Annotated in this window: 20 protein-coding genes; 10 read left to right on the top strand and 10 right to left on the bottom strand. The window is 73.7% G+C overall.

The features are described from left to right. Window positions 1–15: 15 nt before the first annotated feature. Window positions 16–639, top strand: a complete 624-nt coding sequence (locus tag ACSDG8_RS14045; RefSeq protein ID WP_210895651.1) for a hypothetical protein — start codon at window positions 16–18, stop codon at window positions 637–639. A gap of 133 nt (window positions 640–772) precedes the next feature. On the opposite strand, the gene ACSDG8_RS14040 is transcribed toward ACSDG8_RS14045, so the two are convergent. Continuing rightward, window positions 773–1,564 carry an enoyl-CoA hydratase/isomerase family protein gene (locus ACSDG8_RS14040; protein WP_210895650.1) on the bottom strand — a complete coding sequence of 264 codons (792 nt, stop codon included), beginning with the start codon at window positions 1,562–1,564 and terminating at the stop codon, window positions 773–775. A gap of 4 nt (window positions 1,565–1,568) precedes the next feature. Next, entirely contained in the window at window positions 1,569–2,387 is an 819-nt protein-coding gene (locus ACSDG8_RS14035; RefSeq protein ID WP_210895649.1) for a PaaX family transcriptional regulator, read from the bottom strand. Window positions 2,388–2,576: 189 nt separating this feature from the next. Between ACSDG8_RS14035 and ACSDG8_RS14030 the strand changes: the two genes are divergently transcribed. Both ACSDG8_RS14030 and ACSDG8_RS14025 read left to right on the top strand, forming a co-directional pair. Continuing rightward, on the top strand, window positions 2,577–2,744 hold the full coding sequence (locus ACSDG8_RS14030) for a DUF3117 domain-containing protein (protein WP_013283866.1): 168 nt from the start codon (window positions 2,577–2,579) through the stop codon (window positions 2,742–2,744). A gap of 143 nt (window positions 2,745–2,887) precedes the next feature. Next, window positions 2,888–4,348: a leucyl aminopeptidase family protein gene (locus tag ACSDG8_RS14025; RefSeq protein ID WP_439427946.1), complete on the top strand. Its 1,461-nt coding sequence runs from the start codon at window positions 2,888–2,890 to the stop codon at window positions 4,346–4,348. Window positions 4,349–4,379: 31 nt separating this feature from the next. Here ACSDG8_RS14025 and ACSDG8_RS14020 read toward each other — a convergent pair whose 3' ends face one another. Beyond that, on the bottom strand, window positions 4,380–4,952 hold the full coding sequence (locus ACSDG8_RS14020; protein WP_073825634.1) for an O-methyltransferase: 573 nt from the start codon (window positions 4,950–4,952) through the stop codon (window positions 4,380–4,382). A 289-nt stretch (window positions 4,953–5,241) separates the two neighbouring features. On the opposite strand from ACSDG8_RS14020, the gene ACSDG8_RS14015 reads away from it, so the two are divergent. Then, the gene (locus ACSDG8_RS14015; protein WP_210895864.1) at window positions 5,242–6,546 is read left to right on the top strand and encodes a S1C family serine protease; all 1,305 of its coding nucleotides are present in this window, start codon (window positions 5,242–5,244) and stop codon (window positions 6,544–6,546) included. Window positions 6,547–6,618: 72 nt separating this feature from the next. After that, window positions 6,619–7,035: a preprotein translocase subunit TatB gene (locus tag ACSDG8_RS14010; protein ID WP_073825630.1), complete on the top strand. Its 417-nt coding sequence runs from the start codon at window positions 6,619–6,621 to the stop codon at window positions 7,033–7,035. Between the two features lie 72 nt (window positions 7,036–7,107). On the opposite strand, the gene ACSDG8_RS14005 is transcribed toward ACSDG8_RS14010, so the two are convergent. The 3 genes from ACSDG8_RS14005 to ACSDG8_RS13995 form a co-directional block, all read right to left on the bottom strand. Continuing rightward, window positions 7,108–8,256, bottom strand: coding sequence for an Mrp/NBP35 family ATP-binding protein (locus tag ACSDG8_RS14005; protein WP_210895647.1), 1,149 nt, complete (start codon window positions 8,254–8,256; stop codon window positions 7,108–7,110). Between the two features lie 72 nt (window positions 8,257–8,328). Next, on the bottom strand, window positions 8,329–8,937 hold the full coding sequence (locus tag ACSDG8_RS14000) for a DUF1003 domain-containing protein (protein ID WP_120571780.1): 609 nt from the start codon (window positions 8,935–8,937) through the stop codon (window positions 8,329–8,331). After that, window positions 8,930–10,216 (bottom strand): magnesium transporter MgtE N-terminal domain-containing protein, encoded by a 1,287-nt coding sequence (locus ACSDG8_RS13995; RefSeq protein ID WP_120573991.1) that lies wholly within the window; start codon window positions 10,214–10,216, stop codon window positions 8,930–8,932. Before ACSDG8_RS13995 ends, ACSDG8_RS14000 begins: the two co-directional genes overlap by 8 nt. A gap of 33 nt (window positions 10,217–10,249) precedes the next feature. On the opposite strand from ACSDG8_RS13995, the gene ACSDG8_RS13990 reads away from it, so the two are divergent. Both ACSDG8_RS13990 and ACSDG8_RS13985 read left to right on the top strand, forming a co-directional pair. Further along, window positions 10,250–11,119 (top strand): PhzF family phenazine biosynthesis protein, encoded by an 870-nt coding sequence (locus tag ACSDG8_RS13990; RefSeq protein ID WP_210895646.1) that lies wholly within the window; start codon window positions 10,250–10,252, stop codon window positions 11,117–11,119. A gap of 112 nt (window positions 11,120–11,231) precedes the next feature. After that, complete coding sequence (locus tag ACSDG8_RS13985; protein ID WP_374223506.1) at window positions 11,232–11,747, top strand: hypothetical protein; 516 nt, start codon at window positions 11,232–11,234, stop codon at window positions 11,745–11,747. Window positions 11,748–11,818: 71 nt separating this feature from the next. Here ACSDG8_RS13985 and ACSDG8_RS13980 read toward each other — a convergent pair whose 3' ends face one another. After that, entirely contained in the window at window positions 11,819–12,514 is a 696-nt protein-coding gene (locus ACSDG8_RS13980) for an HAD family hydrolase (RefSeq protein WP_210895644.1), read from the bottom strand. A 105-nt stretch (window positions 12,515–12,619) separates the two neighbouring features. Between ACSDG8_RS13980 and ACSDG8_RS13975 the strand changes: the two genes are divergently transcribed. Together ACSDG8_RS13975 and ACSDG8_RS13970 are read left to right on the top strand one after the other, a co-directional pair. Then, window positions 12,620–13,612 (top strand): DMT family transporter, encoded by a 993-nt coding sequence (locus ACSDG8_RS13975; RefSeq protein WP_210895643.1) that lies wholly within the window; start codon window positions 12,620–12,622, stop codon window positions 13,610–13,612. A 66-nt stretch (window positions 13,613–13,678) separates the two neighbouring features. Further along, entirely contained in the window at window positions 13,679–15,811 is a 2,133-nt protein-coding gene (locus ACSDG8_RS13970) for an APC family permease (protein WP_307856169.1), read from the top strand. Between the two features lie 2 nt (window positions 15,812–15,813). Here ACSDG8_RS13970 and ACSDG8_RS13965 read toward each other — a convergent pair whose 3' ends face one another. Together ACSDG8_RS13965 and ACSDG8_RS13960 are read right to left on the bottom strand one after the other, a co-directional pair. Continuing rightward, window positions 15,814–16,101, bottom strand: a complete 288-nt coding sequence (locus tag ACSDG8_RS13965) for a hypothetical protein (protein WP_439427945.1) — start codon at window positions 16,099–16,101, stop codon at window positions 15,814–15,816. Between the two features lie 40 nt (window positions 16,102–16,141). Beyond that, window positions 16,142–16,966 carry an SDR family NAD(P)-dependent oxidoreductase gene (locus ACSDG8_RS13960; RefSeq protein WP_439427944.1) on the bottom strand — a complete coding sequence of 275 codons (825 nt, stop codon included), beginning with the start codon at window positions 16,964–16,966 and terminating at the stop codon, window positions 16,142–16,144. 126 nt (window positions 16,967–17,092) lie between these two features. Between ACSDG8_RS13960 and ACSDG8_RS13955 the strand changes: the two genes are divergently transcribed. Then, window positions 17,093–18,049, top strand: a complete 957-nt coding sequence (locus tag ACSDG8_RS13955; RefSeq protein ID WP_116503786.1) for an HpcH/HpaI aldolase/citrate lyase family protein — start codon at window positions 17,093–17,095, stop codon at window positions 18,047–18,049. 41 nt (window positions 18,050–18,090) lie between these two features. Here ACSDG8_RS13955 and ACSDG8_RS13950 read toward each other — a convergent pair whose 3' ends face one another. After that, window positions 18,091–18,645 carry a DUF4190 domain-containing protein gene (locus tag ACSDG8_RS13950; RefSeq protein WP_439427943.1) on the bottom strand — a complete coding sequence of 185 codons (555 nt, stop codon included), beginning with the start codon at window positions 18,643–18,645 and terminating at the stop codon, window positions 18,091–18,093. Window positions 18,646–18,734: the final 89 nt, after the last annotated feature.

The following is an 18,734-nucleotide window of genomic DNA, read 5'->3' as shown; positions in this document are numbered from 1 at the left end:
TGATGGGATTGGGACATGACCGACACCGAGCCGCGTACGAGCGGGACGACCGACGGTGAGACCACTACCGGCGCCTGGGCGGTGCTGCTGCCGGCCGAGCGCTTCGAGGCCGAGCGGCTGGTGCACCACGACGTGCTGGAGCTGACCGGGCCGGCCGGGGCGGCCCGCCCGCGGCCCGGCGACCGGGTCGCGGTGCTCGTCGGCGAGCCGCTGCGGCTGGTCGCGCTGGGCCGGGTCGCGCTGGCGGCGTCCGAGACCCGGGAGGACCCGGACGACCCGCAGTCCGACCCGGCGGCCGGGTCGCTCGTGGTCACGTACACCCGGCGGGCGCTGGACGAGCCGGTTCCGGTCGACGGCCCGGCGCCGGACGGGCCGGTGGTCGCGCTCGACCCGGCCCGCTGGCGCGCGCTGGCCGACCGGATCGGCCCGCCGCCCGTCCGCAGGACCTGGCTGGTCAGCCTGGACCTGCCGATCGAGGCGGCGTCGCGGGCCGAGGCGGTCCGGATCTTCTGGTCCTACGTGCAGGAGCTGGGTCCGCGTGAGCTGCCGGCGTTCGTCTCGCCCTACGGCGACGAGCTGGCCATGCAGGCGTTCGTGCTCGGGGTCGAGGCCAACCAGGATCCGGAAGAGGACGACTGACGCTCCGCCACGGCTCCTCCTCGCCTCCGACGACGCGGCCTGGGTCACCGGGCACACGATCCCCCGTCGACGGCGGCTACGTGGCCCCTGAGCGGGCGCGCGGGGCATTCCCGGCGCCCGATCCGGCGCGGATTCAGCGGCCCTCGAAGACCGGCTTCTGCTTGTTGACGAACGCCTTGGTGGCGGCGTGGTGGTCGGCGGTGGCGCCGCAGATCGCCTGCGCCTGCGCCTCGGCGGCCAGCGCGTCGGCGAGCGTGCCGGCGTCGGCGATGGAGAGCTGGCGCTTGATCGCCCCGTACGCGACGGTCGGGCCGGCGGCGAGCCGCGCGGCCAGCTCCTGCGCGGCCGGGAGCACCTGCTCGTCGTCGTCCACCAGCCGGTTCAGCAGGCCCAGCCGGCAGGCATCCTCGGCGCCCACCGGCTCGGCGAGCATCAGCAGCTCGACGGCCTTGGCGTGGCCGACCAGCCGGGGCAGCGTCCAGGAGGCGCCGGTGTCGGCGGCCAGCCCCACCCCGGCGAAGGCCATCAGGAAGCGGGTCTTCGGGCCGCCGATGCGGAAGTCGGCGAGCAGGGCCAGTGAGGCGCCCGCTCCGGCGGCCATGCCGCGTACCGCGGCGACCACCGGCTTGGGCAGATTGGCCAGCCGGGCGGCGATCGGGTTGTAGTGCGCCCGGACCGTGCCCAGCGGGTCGGTGTCGGCCGAGTCCAGCGTCCGCACGTGCTCGCGCAGGTCCTGTCCGGCGCTGAACGAGCCGCCCGCGCCGGTCAGCACCACGGCCCGGCAGGAGCGGTCGGTCTCCAGCTCGGCCAGGGTGTCCCGGAGCGCCTCCTTGAGCGCCACGTCGAGCGAGTTCATCGCCGTCGGGCGGTTCAGCGTCACGGTGACGACGGCGTCGGTGCGGTCGACGAGGAGCGGCTCGGTCACGTTTCTAACGACCCTTCTGTCGGGCGAGGCGGTTGCTCGCGTCGAGGCACTGCTCGACGTACCGGTCCGCGGCCGGCCGGAGCCGGGCGGCGTGCCGGTCGAAGAAGCTGGCCGCGCTGGTGCCCGGCCACCGCTCAGGGAGCAGCGCCGGGGGCAGCTGCGGGTCCCGGAACAGGAAGGTACGCCACGCGTGCACGAGCCGGAACCGGGCCGCGTACGCGTCCTCGTCGCTGCTGCGCACCGTGACGCCGGACAGGAGCGGCTTCTGCTCGGCGACGAAGCGCTCGTACGCCCGGCCGATCTCGGCCAGGTCCCAGGCGCGGCGGACCACTCCCATCGCGCCGGGCGTGCCGGCGGTGTGGGCGGCGGTGAACCGCTCGTAGCGCACGCCCGCCTCGTCGAGCAGCAGGTCGACGTCCTCGCCGGCCCGGGTGGCGACCCAGGTGCAGTCGTCGAGCGTGCCGTAGCCGAGGAAGGTGAGGTTGGCGGCGAGCCGCTGCCGGTCGCGGCGGGACGCGGGTGGGGTGAGCACCAGGAGGTCGAACCGTCCGTCCCAGCTGTGCCGGCCGGTCCGGTAGATCCGCGACGCCGCCTCGTCGAGTCGACGGGCCGCCTTCGGGGTGATCGAATACCCGGGTCCGGAGGCGAGCCGGAGCGGGTCCAGCCAGCCCTGACGGACCATCCGGCTGACCGCGGTGCGCACCGCCGGTGGGGCGATCCCGAGCGGGGCGAGCAGCTTGACCAGGGCGGCGACGGGTGCGCGGCCACCCCGGGCCCGGAGGTGGTCGCCGTACAGGTCGAAGAGTGCCGACCGTGCCTGCATGACCGCACATTGTGACAGGCCTATCCAAGATAAGCTAGATGCTGTTACATCAATGCTGCTTCGGTTTGGGTCCGGCGGTGTTCATCAGGGAAAATCGTTGGTCGAGCCTCCGCGAAGGTTGCGGTTGGCGATGGCGAAGTGGCTGTGGGGCAACTCACCGACCCTGGTGTAGGTCTGAGGGGAGACAACATGGCGGCGATGAAGCCGCGGACGGGCGACGGTCCGCTGGAAGTCACCAAGGAGGGCCGGGGCATCGTCATGCGTGTCCCGCTGGAGGGTGGTGGCCGGCTCGTCGTCGAGATGACTCCCGACGAGGCCACCGCGCTTGGTGACGCGCTGAAGGCGGCAGCGGGCTGATTCGAGGAGTGTCCGCGTGGCGTCCGCCGCGCGGGCGGTTCGTCATACCCTGAGCCACCGGCGACGCCGGTGGCTCAGGGCCTTCCTCGGTGGGCGAGCGATGAAACGTCCCCCGTGAAACCATTTCGGAGGTACGGTCCAGCGTGCTGGTCATTCGTCTGGTGAGCGGGCCCGTGGGGTCCGACGCTCTCGCCCTGCCCGTCCGTCCCGGAAAGCCCGGCTCTCCGGCCGAGCTGGTTCCGACCGCGGCGCCGCCGGGCGAGGACGTCCGCGCCGAGGCCGCCGCCGTGCTGCCCGCCACCCGGCTCACCGGCGCCGCCGGTGAGGTGCGCGAGCACCTGCGTCCCGGTAGCGCTCCGGGGCGGCTGTGGCTGCTCGGCGTCGGGAACGGCGAGGAGCACGACTGGCGCACCGCGGGGGCCGCGCTGGCCCGCGCGGCGAAGGATGAGACGCAGATCACTATCGCGCTTCCCGCCGAGGCGACGGCGGCGCTGCGCGGCCTGGCCGAGGGCCTGCTGCTCGGCTCGTACCGCTACCGCCTCACCGACTCCGGCCGACGCCCGGCCCTGGCCGAGGCGCTGGTGCTCGTCGACGACCCGGAGGCGCTCGCCGGCACGCTCGACGCCGCCCGGACCACCGCCGAGATGACCCGCCTGGCCCGGGACCTGACGAACACGCCCTCGTCCACGAAGAACCCGGAGTGGTTCGCCGAGCAGGTCGCCGGCGCCGCGTCCGGACATACCGGCCTGCACCTGCGGGTACGCGGCCCGCAGGAGCTGGCGGCCGAGGGCTTCGGCGGCATCCTGGCCGTCGGCGGCGGCTCCGCCAGCGGCCCGCGCCTGGTCGAGCTGGACTGGCGGCCGGAGGGCGCGCGCACCCACGTGGTGCTCGTCGGCAAGGGCATCACGTTCGACACCGGCGGCATCTCGATCAAGCCGGTGCCCGCCATGAAACTCATGCGCAAGGACATGGCCGGCGCCGCCGCCGTGATCGCCGCGACGCTCGGCGCCGCCGAGCTGGGGCTGCCGGTACGGGTCACCACGCTGACCCCGCTCGCCGAGAACATGGTCAGCGGGTCGGCGTTCCGCCCCGGCGACGTGATCCGGCACTACGGCGGGCTGACCAGCGAGAGCACCAACTCCGACGGGGAGGGCCGCCTGGTGCTCGCCGACGCGATGGCGTACGCGGTCCGCGAGCTGAAGCCCGACCTGCTTGTCGACCTGGCCACGCTGACCGGCGCGAACGCGGTGGCCCTCGGCAAGCGGCACGCGGCGCTCTACAGCGAGAACGACGCCCTGGCCGGCGACCTGCTCGACGCGATCACCGCGGCCGGGGAGCGGGCCTGGCGGATGCCGCTCGCCGACGACTACGTCGAATACCTGGCCAGCGACGTCGCCGACCTGCACAGCTCCCCGGCGCAGGGGGCCGGCTCGGTGGTGGCCGCGCTGTACCTGCGGGAGTTCACCGGTGACCTGCGGGACCGCTGGGCGCACCTGGACATGTCCGCGCCGTCGTGGTCCGACGACACGCACGGCGAGCTGGTGAAGGGCGCCACCGGCTGGGGCGTACGGGGATTGCTGCGCTGGCTGGCGACGCTGGGCTGAATCAGGCGTGCCGGGGCACACGGGGCATGATTCAGCTCTTCACAGCGGCGAGCAGGCCGTGGCCGACCGGCAGCAGCGCGGGCACCCAGTTCTCCGACTCGCGGATCGTCTTGATGGTCTCCCGCACGGTGACCGTCTCGACGTCCCGCGCGGCCGGATCGCCGATCCGGCCGGCCGCGAGCGCGCCGTTGAGCGCGAGCACCCCGCCGGGGCGCAGCAGCCGCAGCGCCGCGTCCACGTACGCCGCGAAGCCGGTGGCCGCCGCGTCCACGAAGAGCAGGTCGTAGGCACCGTCCGCGAGCCGGGGCAGCACGTCGAGGGCCCGGCCGGTGATGATCCGGGTACGTCCCGACGGGAAACCCGCCTCCTGGAACAGCCGACGGGCGATGCGCTGGTACTCCACCTCGACGTCGATCGTGGTGAGCACCCCGTCGGGGCGCATGCCGCGCAGCAGCCAGACGCCGCTCACCCCGGTGCCGGTGCCGATCTCCACCACCGCCCGGGCGCTGCCGGCGGCGGCGAGCAGCCGCAGGGCGGCGCCCGACCCGGGCGTGACCGCCTCCACCCCCACCTCGTGGGCGAGGGCACGGGCCGTGCGCAGCACGAGGTCCTCGGTGACGTACGACTCGGCGAAGTGAAGCGCCTGGGCCGTCGAACTGCCGTGACCGGCGACCGTGGCGATGGGACACCTCCGGGGGCGGACTGGTGCGAGGGGCGGTATGCACTGTGAGCGTAGAGGCGGGCCGGTACCGGCGCAGCCGCGAGTCCGCGGTGGAGCGGTCACGGAGGGCAACCCCTGACTCCATTCGCGTCATCCGTGTAATCCTGGATGCGTCCCGTGCGTCACGGTCGTCCGGCTCCGCCGGTCTCCGGCACGGGGCCAGGGGGACGGACTGGGAGGCACCGACGTGACCGACGGCTGGGACTGGCGCCGGCCCGGCGGATCACCGGCACCGGGTGGACCGGCGCCGGGACGACCCGCGCAGGACGCCCCGGGTCAGGCGACGTCGCCGTGGTGGTCGGACGCGCTCGCCGACCCCTGGCGGGACCCGTACGCGCCCGCCGCGGTGGTGGTTCCGGCCGCGCCGGCACCCGGCGCGGGTGAGCCGGAGCCGGTCACCGATCCGGACCTGCCGACCCGGCCAGGACTGCGCCAGGTGGTGCTGATTTCCCTGGTCACAGCGTTGCTGGCCGGTTCCCTGGGCAGTGCCCTGACGTACGCCCTCCTGCGCGGCGGGGACGTGCCGACGCTCGGCGCGCAGTCCGGGCAGGCCCCGGCGCTGGCCCAGCGCAAGCCGGAGTCGCTCGCGGGCGTCGCCGAGCGGGTCCTGCCCAGCGTGGTCACCATCCGGGTGGCCAGTCTCGGCGGCACCAGCGAGGGTTCCGGCTTCGTGGTCAGCGCCGAGGGGCACATCGTCACCAACGACCACGTGGTCGCCGACGGCCCCGGCAAGGCGACAGTCGTGTTCAACGACGGCAGCACCGCCGCGGGCACCGTGGTCGGGCAGGACCCGGAGTCGGACATCGCAGTGATCAAAGTCTCCCGCAACGGGCTGACCCCGGTGCAGTTCGGCGACTCCGACGCGCTCGCCGTCGGCGACCCGGTGCTCGCGATCGGCTCGCCGCTGTCGCTGGCAAACACCGTCACCGCCGGCATCGTGAGCGCGCTGGACCGGACGATGCAGGCCGGCGAGCCGGGCGGGCCGATCCGCTACTACGCCGCGATCCAGACCGACGCCGCCGTCAACCACGGCAACTCCGGCGGCCCGCTCGTCGACGGCGCCGGCCGGGTGGTCGGGGTGAACTCGACGATCAAGTCACTGGTGGCGGACGGGCAGGAGGCCGGCAACATCGGCCTCGCCTTCGCCATCCCGATCAACCAGGCGAAGCGGATCACCGAGGACATCATCGGCACCGGCAAGGCCCGGCGTACGGTGATCGGCGCCCAGGTCGGCGGCACCGGCGCCACCGGCGGCGGGGTACGTCTCAACGCGGTCGAGCCGGCCGGTCCGGCGGCGGCCGCCGGGCTGCGTACCGGGGACGTGGTGCTGCGGCTGGACGGCCATCCGATGACCGACCCGACCGATCTGGTGGCCCTGGTGCGCAAATACGCGCCCGGGTCGGTGGTGACAGTCGAGTACCGGCGCGGGTCGTCGCGGCAGAACGCCTCCGTGACGCTCGCCGCTGACGCGAAGTAAGCAGCGGTCACCCCCTCCCGGATGGCCACCTGGCGTGCGTAGTCTTGCCCTGACACGGACGAGGAGGCCGCGGTGTTCGAGAACCTGAACTGGTGGGAGATCGGCGTCCTGCTGCTTCTGGCGCTGTTGATCTTCGGGGATCGGCTGCCCAACGTCATCAACGACGGTCTCCGGATGGTCCGCAACCTGCGCAACATGGCGCGCAACGCCACCGGCGACCTGAGCCGCGAGCTGGGCACGGACATCCAGCTGGAAGATCTGCACCCCAAGGCGTTCATCCGCAAGCACCTGCTCAGCGAGGACGACGAGCAGGCGATCCGCAAGCCGCTGCAGAGCATGTACGACAACCTGCGCTCGGACGTCACCGGCGTGCACGACGAGCTGAAGGACGTCGCGAAGGCCGCCGACCTGCGCACCCCCAGCGTGGCCACCGGCACGCCCACCCCGACGCCGCCGGCCCCCCGCCCGTCCTACGACGACGCCACCTGACGCCGCGCCGGAAAGCGAACCGCCCCCTCCCGCGTGCGGCGGGAAGGGGCGGCGGGGAGCGGTGGGTGAGGGTCAGCGGCCGGCCGGCTTGAGGCCCAGGGGCTTGCCGAGCAGGGACTCGCGGCGCACGGCCAGACGGTCGGCGACCTGGAACAGGGCCTTCGCGGCCGGCGCGTCCGGCTGCGCCAGCACGATCGGCTGACCGGCGTCGCCGCCCTCGCGTACCCGGGTGTCCAGCGGGATCTGCCCCAGCACCGGCACCTGCGCGCCGATGGTCCGGGTCAGCGACTCGGCCACCGCCGCGCCGCCACCGGCCCCGAAGACCTCCATCCGCGAGCCGTCCGGCATCTCCAGCCACGACATGTTCTCGATGACGCCGACCACCCGCTGGTGGGTCTGCAGCGAGATCGCGCCGGCCCGCTCGGCCACCTCGGCGGCTGCGGCCTGCGGCGTGGTGACCACCAGGATCTCCGCGTTCGGCAGCAGCTGGGCCACCGAGATCGCGATGTCGCCGGTGCCCGGCGGCAGGTCGAGCAGGAGGACGTCCAGGTCACCCCAGTAGACGTCGGCGAGGAACTGCTGGAGCGCCCGGTGCAGCATCGGCCCGCGCCAGACCACAGCGGCGTTGCCGGGGGTGAACATGCCGATCGAGATGACCTTCACGCCGTGCGACTGCGGCGGCATGATCATGTCCTCGACGCGGGTCGGCGCGCCGTCGGCGCCGAGCATCCGGGGCACCGAGTGGCCGTAGATGTCCGCGTCCACCACACCCACCGACAGGCCCCGGGACGCGAGCGCGGCGGCCAGGTTCACGGTGACGCTCGACTTGCCGACGCCGCCCTTGCCGCTGGCGACCGCGTAGACGCGGGTCCGCGAGCCGGGCTGGGCGAACGGGATCACCGGCTCGGCCGTGGCGCCACCGCCACGCAGCTTCGACTGCAGCTCCTGGCGCTGCTCCGGGCTCATCACCCCGAAGACGATCTCGACGCCGCTCACGCCGGGCACCGCGCCCACCGCGGCGGTGATGTCGCTGCGCAGCTTGTCCTTCAGCGGGCAGCCGGCCACGGTGAGCAGCAGCTCCACCCGGACCACGCCGTCGTCGTCCCGCTCGGCGGACTGGACCATGCCGAGTTCGGTGATCGGCCGGCGGATCTCCGGGTCGTTGACGGTGGCCAGGGCGGCCTGGATCGCGTCGGAGACGGTGCTGACGGGTGCTGACATGCCCGCAATGCTACGTCGCGGGTCATCGGCCACCGCCGCTGGCGGCGGCGGTGTGAGCGATTCGATGACCGCTCAACCCTCGTAGCGGCCGCCCCGGGCGTAGTCGCCGTCCAGCTCGTCCCGGGGCTCGTCCAGCCGCTCGCCGCCGGCCGCCCGCCGGGCCCCCCGCTCCTGCTGCCGCCGTTCCAGCTTGCGCCGCCGCTCGGCCGCCTCGTCCAGCTCCTCACCGAGCCGGCTCAGCTCGGAACGGAGGAAGTCCCGGGTGGCCACCTCACCCATCGCGATCCGCAACGCGGCGATCTCCCGGGCCAGGTACTCCGTGTCGGCCTTCTGCATGGTCGCCCGCCGCCGGTCCTCCTCCATCGCGATCCGGTCCCGGTCCGCCTGCCGGTTCTGCGCGAGCAGGATCAACGGCGCCGCGTACGACGCCTGGAGTGAGAGGATCAAGGTCAGGAACGTGAAGGTGTACGGGTCGAAGCGCAGATTCGCCGGGGCCAGCGTGTTCCACAGGAACCACGCCACCAGGATCAGCGTCATGTAGACGAGGAAGTTCGCCGTACCCATGCCCCGGGCGATGCCCTCGGCCCAGCGGCCGAACGTCTCCGCGTCGACGCGGGGCAGTTGCAGGTTCCGCGGGGCGCGCGGCTGGTCCAGCCGGTCGCCTCGTCGCTGATCACTCATCGTCGCCGTCCATGGTGCCGTCGTCGGTGGCGGACGAGGGGAATGCCGCGTCCCGGTCCCGCCAGTCCCGCGGCAGGGAATGGTCCAGCACGTCGTCCACCGTCACCGCGCCGACGAGCCGGTTGTTCCGGTCCACCACCGGCATGCCGACCATGTCGTAGGTGGCCATCCGGCGGGTGATCTCGGGCAGCGGCGTCGACGCCCGCAGCGGGTCGATGTCGTTGACCACGATGCCGCCGAGCAGATCCGCCGGAGGCTCGCGGAGCAACCGCTGGAAGTGCACCATACCCAGGTAGCGGCCGGTCGGTGTGGTCAGCGGGGCGCGGGCCACGAAGACCTGGGCGGCCACCGTGGGGGACAGCTGCGCCTCCCGGATCCGGGCCAGCGCCTCGGCCACCGTGGCGTCCGGCGGCAGGATCACCGGCTCCGAGGTCATCACGCTGCCGGCGGTGCCGGAGGCGTAGCGCAGCAACTGGCGTACCGGGTCGGCCTCGTCCGGCTCCATCAGGTCGAGCAGCACGTCCTGCTCCGGCGGGGGCAACTCGTTGAGCAGGTCGGCGGCGTCGTCCGGCTCCATCTCCTCCAGCACGTCGGCGGCGCGCTGACGGTCCAGCGCGGCCAGGATCTCCACCTGGTCGTGCTCGGGCAGCTCACTGAGCACGTCGGCCAGGCGCTCGTCGTCGAGCGCGGCGGCCACCTCGTTGCGCCGGGCGTCGGGCAGGTCCTGGAGGGCGTTGGCGAGGTCGGCCGGACGCAGGTCCTCCAGGACGGCGAGCAGGTTCGCCGTACCCCGGTTGTCGCCGACCGCGCCCAGCCCGTGCACCCGGTCCCACTCGACCTGGTGGAGGTGGCCGCGCCGGGTGAGCCGGCCGGTGTGCTCGCGGACGGCGACGCGGCCCAGCGTCCACTCGCCGCCGCGGCTGCACTCCATGGCCACGTCCACCACGGATCCGGCCTGCCCGCCTTCGACCTGGACCCGGCGGTCGAGCAGTTCCTGGAGCACCAGCAGCTCGTTCGGGCGCTTCTCGAAGCGGCGCAGGTTGAGGGTGCCGCTGCCGAGCACGACGCCGTCCGGATCGATGGAGGTGATCCGGTTGATGGAGAGGAAGATGCGCCGCCGCATCGGCATCTCGGCGACCAGGCCGACCACCTCCGGCGGGCGCTGGGTCGCGCGCATCCGCGCCACCGCGTCCCGGACGCGGCCGACCTGGTCGCCGTTCGGGTCGAAAACGGCGACTCCGGCGAGTCGAGCGAGGTAGACCCGGTTCGGCGTGCTCACGGGCACCAGCCTAAGGGCCTACTCTCTAACAGCATGTCGACCTTGGGCTACGAGATCGTGGACGTCTTCACCGACCGCCCCTTCGCCGGCAACCCGCTGGCCGTGGTGTTCGGCGCGGAAGGGCTGGCCACCGAGCAGATGCAGGCGCTCGCGCTGGAGTTCAACCTGTCCGAGACGGTCTTCGTGCTCCCGCCGACACAGGTGGGCGCCACCTACCGGGCGCGGATCTTCACCCCGGCCGACGAACTGCCCTTCGCCGGGCACCCGAGCGTCGGCGCCGCGGTGACCGCGAGCCGGCGCGGCGTCTTCGAGGCGGGCCGGGTGACCCAGGAATGCGGTGCCGGCGTCCTGCCGATCGAGGTGACCGCCACCGGCGCGACGCTCACCGGCGGCACGCCCACGCTCGGCCCGGAACTCGACCCGGAACCGCTGCTGGAGATGGTCGGCCTCACCGGCCCCGACCACGTCGGCCCGCCGCCGCGCGTCGCCGGGTGCGGTCTGGAGTTCCCCTACCTTCCGGTACGCCCGGACGCGGTGGCCCGGGCACGGTTGAACACGGCGGCGGCGGAGCGGTACGGCGTGGAGCACGTCAGCCTCTTCTCCTGGGACGCCGATTCGCAAACCGCGCACGCCCGGGTCTTCGTGCCGGGGCTCGGCGTGCCCGAGGACCCGGCGACCGGCTCGGCCGCTCTCGGGCTGGGCGTCTGGCTGGTCGCCAGCGGGCTGCTGCCCGGCGAGGGGCGCGCGGAGTACACGGTCCGGCAGGGCATCGAGATCCACCGCCCTTCCACGCTGACCTGCACGGTGACCGCCTCCGGCGGGCTGGCGCTGGGCGCGACGGTCTCCGGCCAGGTGATGCCGGTGGCCCGAGGCGAGATCACCGTCCCCCCGTTCATCGGCTGACCCCCCGCGCTCTCTCCCTGGGCCCCGCCCGGGCCCCCGTCCAGGCAGGGCAGGGCGGGGCGGGTGCGGGTGAGGGCGGGAAGGATCGGCGGGGATGGGGGAGGATGGCGGAGTGAGTGACGAGGTGGACGAGCGGGTGACTTCTCCGCTGGTGGACGAGGCGGTGAAGAAGGCCGCGGTCTGCTGGGTGAGCAGTGGTGGCGGCCCGGCGTACGCGCTGTGGTGCCTGCCTCTGGACGGCACGCTGCTGGTGGTCAGCGGCCCCGGTGAGCAGGCCGCGCCCGGGCTGGCCGACAGCGAGACCGCCGAGGTCACACTGCGCGGCGACCACGGCGGACGGATCGTCACCTGGTCGGCGCGGGTGACCCGGCTGCGGCCCGGCACCGAGGAGTGGGACACCGCCGCGCCGCTGGTCGCGGCGAAGCGGCTCAACGCCTCCGGCTCCGCCACCGACCTGGTGGCGCGGTGGGCCGCCGAGGGGTGCGCGCTCAACCGGCTCGCGCCCGCCGACGCCGTCGTGACCGGCGCCGACCTGCCGGACGGCTCGCTGAGTGAGCAGCCCCGGCCGGCCCCCGTGGTGCGGGCCGTCCGCAAGCCGTTCCGCCTGCACCGCGTCCGCCGCCGCTGACGGGCGAACCGACCGACGCCCGATGCGACTCGGCCGCGTTCGGCAGGCCGGGCCGCGTCCGACGCGCGGGGTCAGGCGACGGGGACCGGGTCGAGCAGGTCGAGCACGTCCGTCAGCGAGGTCAGCGACGGCCCGTCGAAGCCGTGGTCCGCGTTGAGGACCACGTGACCGGCGAGGTCCGGCGCGGCCAGCCGGACCGCGCTCAGCCCGGCCCGTTCCGCGCCGGTCAGTTCCTGGCTGTCGCCGTCGCCGACGTAGAGGCAGTCGGCCGGGGCCTGGCCGAGGCGGTAACAGGCGGCGAGGTAAAGCTCCGGGTCCGGTTTGCAGCGTCCGAGGCGTACCGAGAAGATCTGGGCGTCGAGCAGCGGCGCGACCGCGAGCTGTGGCAGGAACGCCGGCAGTTCGTGCGTGCAGTCGCTGACCAGCCCGGTGCGGAGGCCCCGGTGGCGCAGCGCGGCCAGCACCGAAACCGCCTCCGCGCGTAGCCGGGTGTCGGCCCGTACGGCCCGGTGCCGGATGGCGACGGCGGCGCGCACCGCCGCGTCGGACGGGTGGACGCCGAGCCGGGCGCACACCCAGCGCATGGTGGACTCGGCGCTCCCGAAGGAGCCGCTGGCCCGTTCGTAGAAGCTGCCGTTCAGCACCTCCACCAGCGCCTCGGTGGAGCAGCCGAGCAGTTCGGCGGTGGCGCGGTGGGCGGCGCCGCGCCGGACGCCGTGGGTCAGGGTGCCGAAGAAGTCGAACAGCACCGCCTGGAATCTGGGCATGGGGGAACGCCTCCGGACGTCGAGGGGGAGATCGCCGGGACGCATGATCGTAACCGAGCGCTGACGTTCCGTATCGGTCGGGTGTCCGTGTGAGGATTACCGTTCGTGCCGACCGTTCCGCATCGCCCGCCGCTCGACGTGTTGACGATGGGCGCGCTCGCCCTGGCTGTCGCCTCGGTGTCGTCCTCGGCGCCGCTCGTGGCGTTCGCCGCCGCCTCGGCGCTCGCTGTCGCGTTCTGGCGTACCGCGTTGTCAGCGGCGGTCCTGGGCCCGGTGGCGCTGACCCGTCGACGGGCCGAGCTGCGCGCCCTGACGGTCGGACCGGGCCGGCGCGAGGGCCTCTACTGCGTACTCTCCGGGGTCGCGCTGGCCGCCCACTTCGCCACCTGGATGCCGAGCGCGCAGCTCACCTCGGTTGCGGCCGCGACCGCGCTCGGCGCGACGCAGCCGGTGTGGCAGGGCCTGATCGCCCGCTGGCAGGGACGGCGGCTGCCGTCGGCGGTGTGGGCCGGCATCGGGGTCGCCGTGCTCGGCGCGGTGCTCGCCACCGGCGCGGACTTCGGCGTCTCCGGCCGCGCGTTCGCCGGTGACCTGCTCGCGGTGGTCGGCGGCCTGTTCGCGGCCGTCTACACCGCGTTCGGCGAGCGGGCCCGCGCCAGCATCAGCACCACCACCTACACCACCGTCTGCTACGGCGTGTGCGCGCTGGTCCTGCTCGTGGTGTGCCTGGTCGGCGGGGTACGCCTGCACGGCTTCGACGGCCCGACCTGGCTGGCGATCCTCGGCCTGGTGGCCGGCGCACAACTGCTCGGCCACTCGATGTTCAACTACGCCCTGCACCGGGTCTCCGCGACCACCGTGAGCGTGCTGATCCTGCTGGAGGCGCCCGGCGCGGCCCTGATCGGCTGGGTGTGGCTGGGCCAGCTGCCCCGGCCGCTGGCCCTGCCCGGCCTGGCGTTGCTGCTGGCCGGTGTGGCGGTGGTGGTGCTCGGCGGGGCGCGGGCCGGTCGCCGCGTCACACCGGTCGCCGCGCCCGCCGACCCGACCCCGCTCGGTGACGCGGCGCAGGCGCGGCGGCCCGGCGCCGAGCCCGACTGAGCCGGTCGGGGCGAAGTCGCGCCGTTCCGGCCACCGGGCGGTCCGGTTTGCACGAAAGTGCTCAGGGTGGGGGCGGAGCGGGACGACGCGGCGCAGGCGGGCACCGTCGTCACGCCCTCGGCCGAGTTCCCGCCGCTGAGCGACGAGGAACGGGTGGCGCTCGGCCGGATCGGCGAGCGGTGGCGCGGCCCGCGCCGCGCCGACGACCTGCCGGTCGACCCGACGCTCGGGCGGCACGACCACCAGCCGGCGCCGACCCGCTTCGGCAGGCTGGCGCCGATCGACATGTTCACAGTGGCGCAGCCCGGCGAACTGGTCGCCACCGGCGCGGCGGACCTGCCCGGCAACCGGGCCGGCCGGTCGGTCGCCCGGGTCCGCCGGACCCTGTTCGGTCCGCCGTTGTCCAGCGCGTCAGTGCTGTACGAGCGGATGCGCAAGCTGGTCGCGCTGCCGGTGCTCTCCTCGGACCTGCTCAGTTCGGTGGCGTACGGGCCGGAGGCGATGCTCGCGGTGCTGGTGCTGGCCGGGAGCGCCGCGCTCGGGCTGGCCCTGCCGCTCGCCGCCGTGCTGGTGGTGCTGATGGTCGCGGTCGGCCTGTCCTACCGGCAGACCATCCCGGCCTACCCGCACGGCGCCGGCTCGTACATCGTCGCGGGAGACAACCTCGGGCGTACGCCGGGACTCGCCGCCGCGGCCGGGCTGATGCTCGACTACGTGCTGACCGTGTCGGTGTCGGTCGCGGCCGGGGTGCACGCGGTCACCTCGGCGCTACCCGGGCTCGACCGGTGGGCGGTGCCGCTCGGCGTGCTGGTGATCGCCGTGCTGCTGGCCGGGAACCTGCGCGGCGTACGCACCGCCGGGAACATCTTCGTGCTGCCCACGTACGCGTTCGTGGTGGTGCTGCTCGCGGTGCTGGCGGTCGGGTACGCGAAGGCCGCCTCGCGGGGTTTCGCGCCGCTGCCGCCGCCCTCGGTGCCGGCCGCCGAGGGTCTGGGCCTGCTGCTGGTGCTGCGGGCGTTCTCCTCCGGGGCGGTGTCGATGACCGGCATCGAGGCGGTCTCCAACGCGGTGCCCGCGTTCCGCCCGACGGAGTGGCGCAACGCCCGCACCACGCTGGGCTGGATGGTCGCCATGCTGGTCACGCTCTTCGCCGGGCTGGTCGGGCTGATCCACCTCGACGGCCTGGCGCCCCGGGCGGACGAGACGCTGCTGTCCCAGCTCGGCCGGGTGACGTTCCCCAGCGGGCCCGGGTACGCGATCCTCCAGGCCACCACCGCGCTGATCCTGCTGCTGGCCGCGAACACGGCGTTCAACGACTTTCCCCGGCTGCTGTTCTTCATGGCCCGGGACGGGCACGCGCCGCGCCGGTTCCTGCACATGGGCGACCGGCTGGCGTTCAGCAACGGGCTGGTGGCGCTGGCGCTGACGGCCGTGCTGGTGTTCGTCGCGTTCGGCGGGCACACCGAGCGGCTGATCCCGCTCTACGCGGTGGGCGTCTTCCTCGCGTTCACGCTGTCCCAGACCGGAATGGTGGTGCACTGGCGACGCCGCCGAGGGCCGGGCTGGCGCCGCCGGCTCGCGGTCAACGCGGTCGGCGCGACGCTGTCCGGCCTGGTGCTGCTGACCGCGGCGGTCGCCAAGTTCGCCGAGGGCGCCTGGGTGGTGGTGCTGGCGGTGCCGCTGCTGGTGCTGCTGTTCCGCCGGATCCACGGCCACTACGCGCGGCTGCACCGCGCGCTGGCGCTGCACTCGCCGCCGTCCGCGCCGCCCGCCGAGTGCGACGAACTGCCCCAGCAGGTACGTCACCTGGTGGTGGTGCCGGTGGCCCGGCTGAACCGGGCGTCGCTGCGCGCGCTGGCGTACGCGACGTCGCTCGGGCGGCCGACGCTCGCCGTGCACATCGCCCCGGCGCAGGACGAGGCGGACCGGTTCCGCGACCAGTGGCGGACCTGGGGCGACCACCTGCGGCTGGAGACGATCGTGTCGCCGTACCGGTCGGTGATCGGGCCGCTGGCGCACTACCTGGAGGCGCTGCACACCGCGAGCCCGGACCTGACGCTCACCGTGATCGTGCCGGAGGTGGTGCTGCGCCGGCGGCGGTACCGGCTGCTGCACAGCCGCGCCGAGCAGCGGCTGCGGACCGCGTTGCGGGCGCTGCCCGGCGTGGTGGTGACGAGCGTCCCGGTGCACGTGACGTGACCTCAGACGTCGTGGACCTCCAGGACCCGGGTGGCGGGTGCGGCGTCGCCCAGCTCGGCGCGCAGCGCCACACGGTCCGGGTCGACCAGGAACGCGTCCAGCCCGGCCCGGCTCGCGAACCGGATCACGTGCACCTCGGTCTCCCCGTCGCCGGTACGCAGCCGCCGCTCCAACTCGCCGCCGTGCCGGCCGAGCAGCGCCAGCACCGCGTCCTCGTACCGCCGTCCGGCGTCCGCGTCGGCGCTCAGGTCGACCAGCGCGACCAGCAGGACCTCGTTCCCCGTCGTCATGGCGTCGAGTGTCGCAACCGACCGGCGGTCGCGGTGTCCCTCAGGCGTCGATGCCGACCGCCTTCGCGCTGGCCGTCCAGAGCCGGGCGGCGAGCGCCGGGTCGGCCGCCTTGGGCCGGGGCCGGTGCGGCTTGCGGTCGGCGTAGTAGCCGCCGTCGGTCAGCCGGGACGGATCCTGGCAGGCGAGCCAGACCAGCGTCTCCGCGCCCTTCTCCGGGCTGCGGAACGGCAGCAGCCGCATGCCGAGCGCCACGATCCGGCTCTCGTTGCCGAAGCGGGTACGCACCACGCCCGGGTGGAACGCGTGCGCCGGCACCTCCGGCCAGCGCCGGGCCGCCTCCGCGGTGAACAGGATGTTCGCCTGCTTGCTGGTGCCGTACGCCCGGAACGGCCGGTACGAGCGCAGCGCGGAGTTGAGGTCGTCCGGGTCGAGCACGCCGCTGCGGTGCGCGTCCGAGGCGGTGACCACCATCCGCCCGATCCGGTCCCGCAGCAGGTTGCTGAGCAGGAACGGGGCGAGGTGGTTCGCCTGCATGCTCAGCTCGAAACCGTCGACCGTGGTGATCGGTTCCAGCACGATCGCGCCCGCGTTGTTGGCGAGCACGTCGATCCGGTCGTACCGCTCGCGCAGCCGTTCGGCGAGCCCGCGTACGTCGTCGAGCACCGCGAAGTCGGCGCGGAACAGCTCCGGCTGCTCGCCGCAGCACTCGCGGACCCGCTCGCCCGCGGCACGCAGCCGGGCCGGGTCCCGGCCGACGAGGACCACCTGGTCACCGCGGCGCGCCAACTCCTCCGCGGCGGCCAGGCCGATGCCGGAGCTCGCCCCGGTCAGCACCACGATCCGACGCTCAGTGAGATCTTCCACAGGTCCATTCACCCCGGTCACGGCACGAGGTTACCGTGGCGTCACCACGCCCTTTGGGATCGTTAAGTTCTCGAAATCCACCGCTGCGTCGGCGCGCCCGCGCCGGACGCTGGAAGGAGCGCATCCATGACCGCTGTCGGTCGCCCCCGCCGATCCTGCCTGGCGGTTCCCGGCTCCAGCGTCAAAATGCTCGGCAAGGCCCAGGGCCTCCCGGCCGACCAGGTCTTCCTGGACCTGGAGGACGCGGTCGCGCCGCTGGCCAAGCCGGACGCGCGCAAGAACATCGTGGCCGCGCTGAACGAGGGCGACTGGACCGGCAAGACCCGCGTGGTCCGGGTGAACGACCTGACCACGCCGTGGACCTACCGGGACGTCATCGAGGTGGTCGAGGGCGCCGGGGCGAACCTGGACTGCATCATGCTGCCGAAGGTGCAGAATGCCGAGCAGGTGCACTGGCTGGACCTGCTGCTCACCCAGATCGAGAAGACGCTCGGCCTGGAGGTGGGCCGGATCGGCATCGAGGCCCAGATCGAGAACGCGGCCGGGCTGGTGAACGTGGACGCCATCGCGGGCGCCTCGCCCCGGGTCGAGACGATCATCTTCGGCCCGGCCGACTTCATGGCCTCGATCAACATGAAGTCGCTGGTGGTCGGCGCGCTGATCCCGGACTACCCGGGCGACCCCTACCACTACATTTTGATGCGCATCCTGATGGCCGCCCGGATGCACGACAAGCAGGCCATCGACGGTCCGTTCCTGCAGATCCGCGACGTGGACGCGTTCCGCGAGGTGGCGAAGCGCTCGGCGGCGCTGGGCTTCGACGGCAAGTGGGTGCTGCACCCCGGCCAGATCGACGCGGCCAACGAGGTCTACTCGCCGGCCCAGGCCGACTACGACCACGCCGAGCTGATCCTCGACGCCTACGACTACTACACCTCGGAGGCGGGCGGGAAGCTCGGCGCGGTGATGCTCGGCGACGAGATGATCGACGAGGCGTCCCGCAAGATGGCGCTCGTGATCGCCGCCAAGGGACGCGCCGCCGGCATGTCCCGTACGTCCTCGTTCACGCCGCCCGCGTCCTGACCGTGCCGGGCCGCCCCCGCGCCGGGGGCGGCCCGTCCGCGTCAGTAGTTGGTGCTGGTGGCTGTGGAAGCGCCGATCGCGATCACGATCATCACGATGTAGAAGATGATGACGGCGACCAGCAGCGCGGTCAGGATCCAGCCCACGATGATGGCCGCCTTGGCCATGCCCTCGCCCTGCTCACCGGTCTCCCGGATCTGCTTGCGGGCGACGTGCCCCATGATCGCGCCGATCGGCGCGGTGATGCACGAGGCGAAGCCGACGAGCGACAGGACCAGCGCCACGATGGCCATCGTGTTGGTGCGGGCCGGCGGCATCGCGTAGCCGGGATAAGGCCCCTGCGCCGGGTAGGCGCCCGGTGCCGGGTAGCCGGGCATCGGCGCGGCGTACGGGTCGCCGCCGGGCGGGGCGTAGGGGGACTTCGCTCCCGCGTACGGGTCGGCGACCGGCGCATAGGGATCGGCGACCGGCGCGTACGGGCCGGCCGGGCCCGGCTGATTCGGGATCGCGGGCATGATCGGGTCGGCCGGCGGCGCCGAGTGCGGCCCGGCCGCCGAGGGGTCCTGCCAACCACCGGGCGGTGGGGGATAGCTCATCTGATCATCTCCAGGTACGTGGTCGGCTCAGGGTAGCCACCGGGTGCGCGACACGGAGGACCTCTTTCCGGGCGCGCGTTGCCCGGCGG

Origin of the sequence: Micromonospora sp. LA-10 (assembly GCF_051853095.1) — a bacterium.
Lineage (GTDB): Bacteria > Actinomycetota > Actinomycetes > Mycobacteriales > Micromonosporaceae > Micromonospora > Micromonospora echinospora_A.
Note: the sequence above shows the minus strand (reverse complement) of the source record. Positions and strands in the feature narration are given on the sequence as shown.

Excerpts from the sequence above, each read along its gene's own strand:
- ACSDG8_RS14045 (WP_210895651.1), top strand. The coding sequence starts at position 16 with ATGACCGACACCGAGCCGCGTACGAGCGGGACGACCGACGGTGAGACC.
- ACSDG8_RS14035 (WP_210895649.1), bottom strand. The coding sequence starts at position 2,387 with ATGCAGGCACGGTCGGCACTCTTCGACCTGTACGGCGACCACCTCCGG.
- ACSDG8_RS14030 (WP_013283866.1), top strand. The coding sequence starts at position 2,577 with ATGGCGGCGATGAAGCCGCGGACGGGCGACGGTCCGCTGGAAGTCACC.
- ACSDG8_RS14005 (WP_210895647.1), bottom strand. The coding sequence starts at position 8,256 with ATGTCAGCACCCGTCAGCACCGTCTCCGACGCGATCCAGGCCGCCCTG.
- ACSDG8_RS14000 (WP_120571780.1), bottom strand. The coding sequence starts at position 8,937 with ATGAGTGATCAGCGACGAGGCGACCGGCTGGACCAGCCGCGCGCCCCG.
- ACSDG8_RS13990 (WP_210895646.1), top strand. The coding sequence starts at position 10,250 with ATGTCGACCTTGGGCTACGAGATCGTGGACGTCTTCACCGACCGCCCC.
- ACSDG8_RS13980 (WP_210895644.1), bottom strand. The coding sequence starts at position 12,514 with ATGCCCAGATTCCAGGCGGTGCTGTTCGACTTCTTCGGCACCCTGACC.
- ACSDG8_RS13965 (WP_439427945.1), bottom strand. The coding sequence starts at position 16,101 with ATGACGACGGGGAACGAGGTCCTGCTGGTCGCGCTGGTCGACCTGAGC.
- ACSDG8_RS13955 (WP_116503786.1), top strand. The coding sequence starts at position 17,093 with ATGACCGCTGTCGGTCGCCCCCGCCGATCCTGCCTGGCGGTTCCCGGC.
- ACSDG8_RS13950 (WP_439427943.1), bottom strand. The coding sequence starts at position 18,645 with ATGAGCTATCCCCCACCGCCCGGTGGTTGGCAGGACCCCTCGGCGGCC.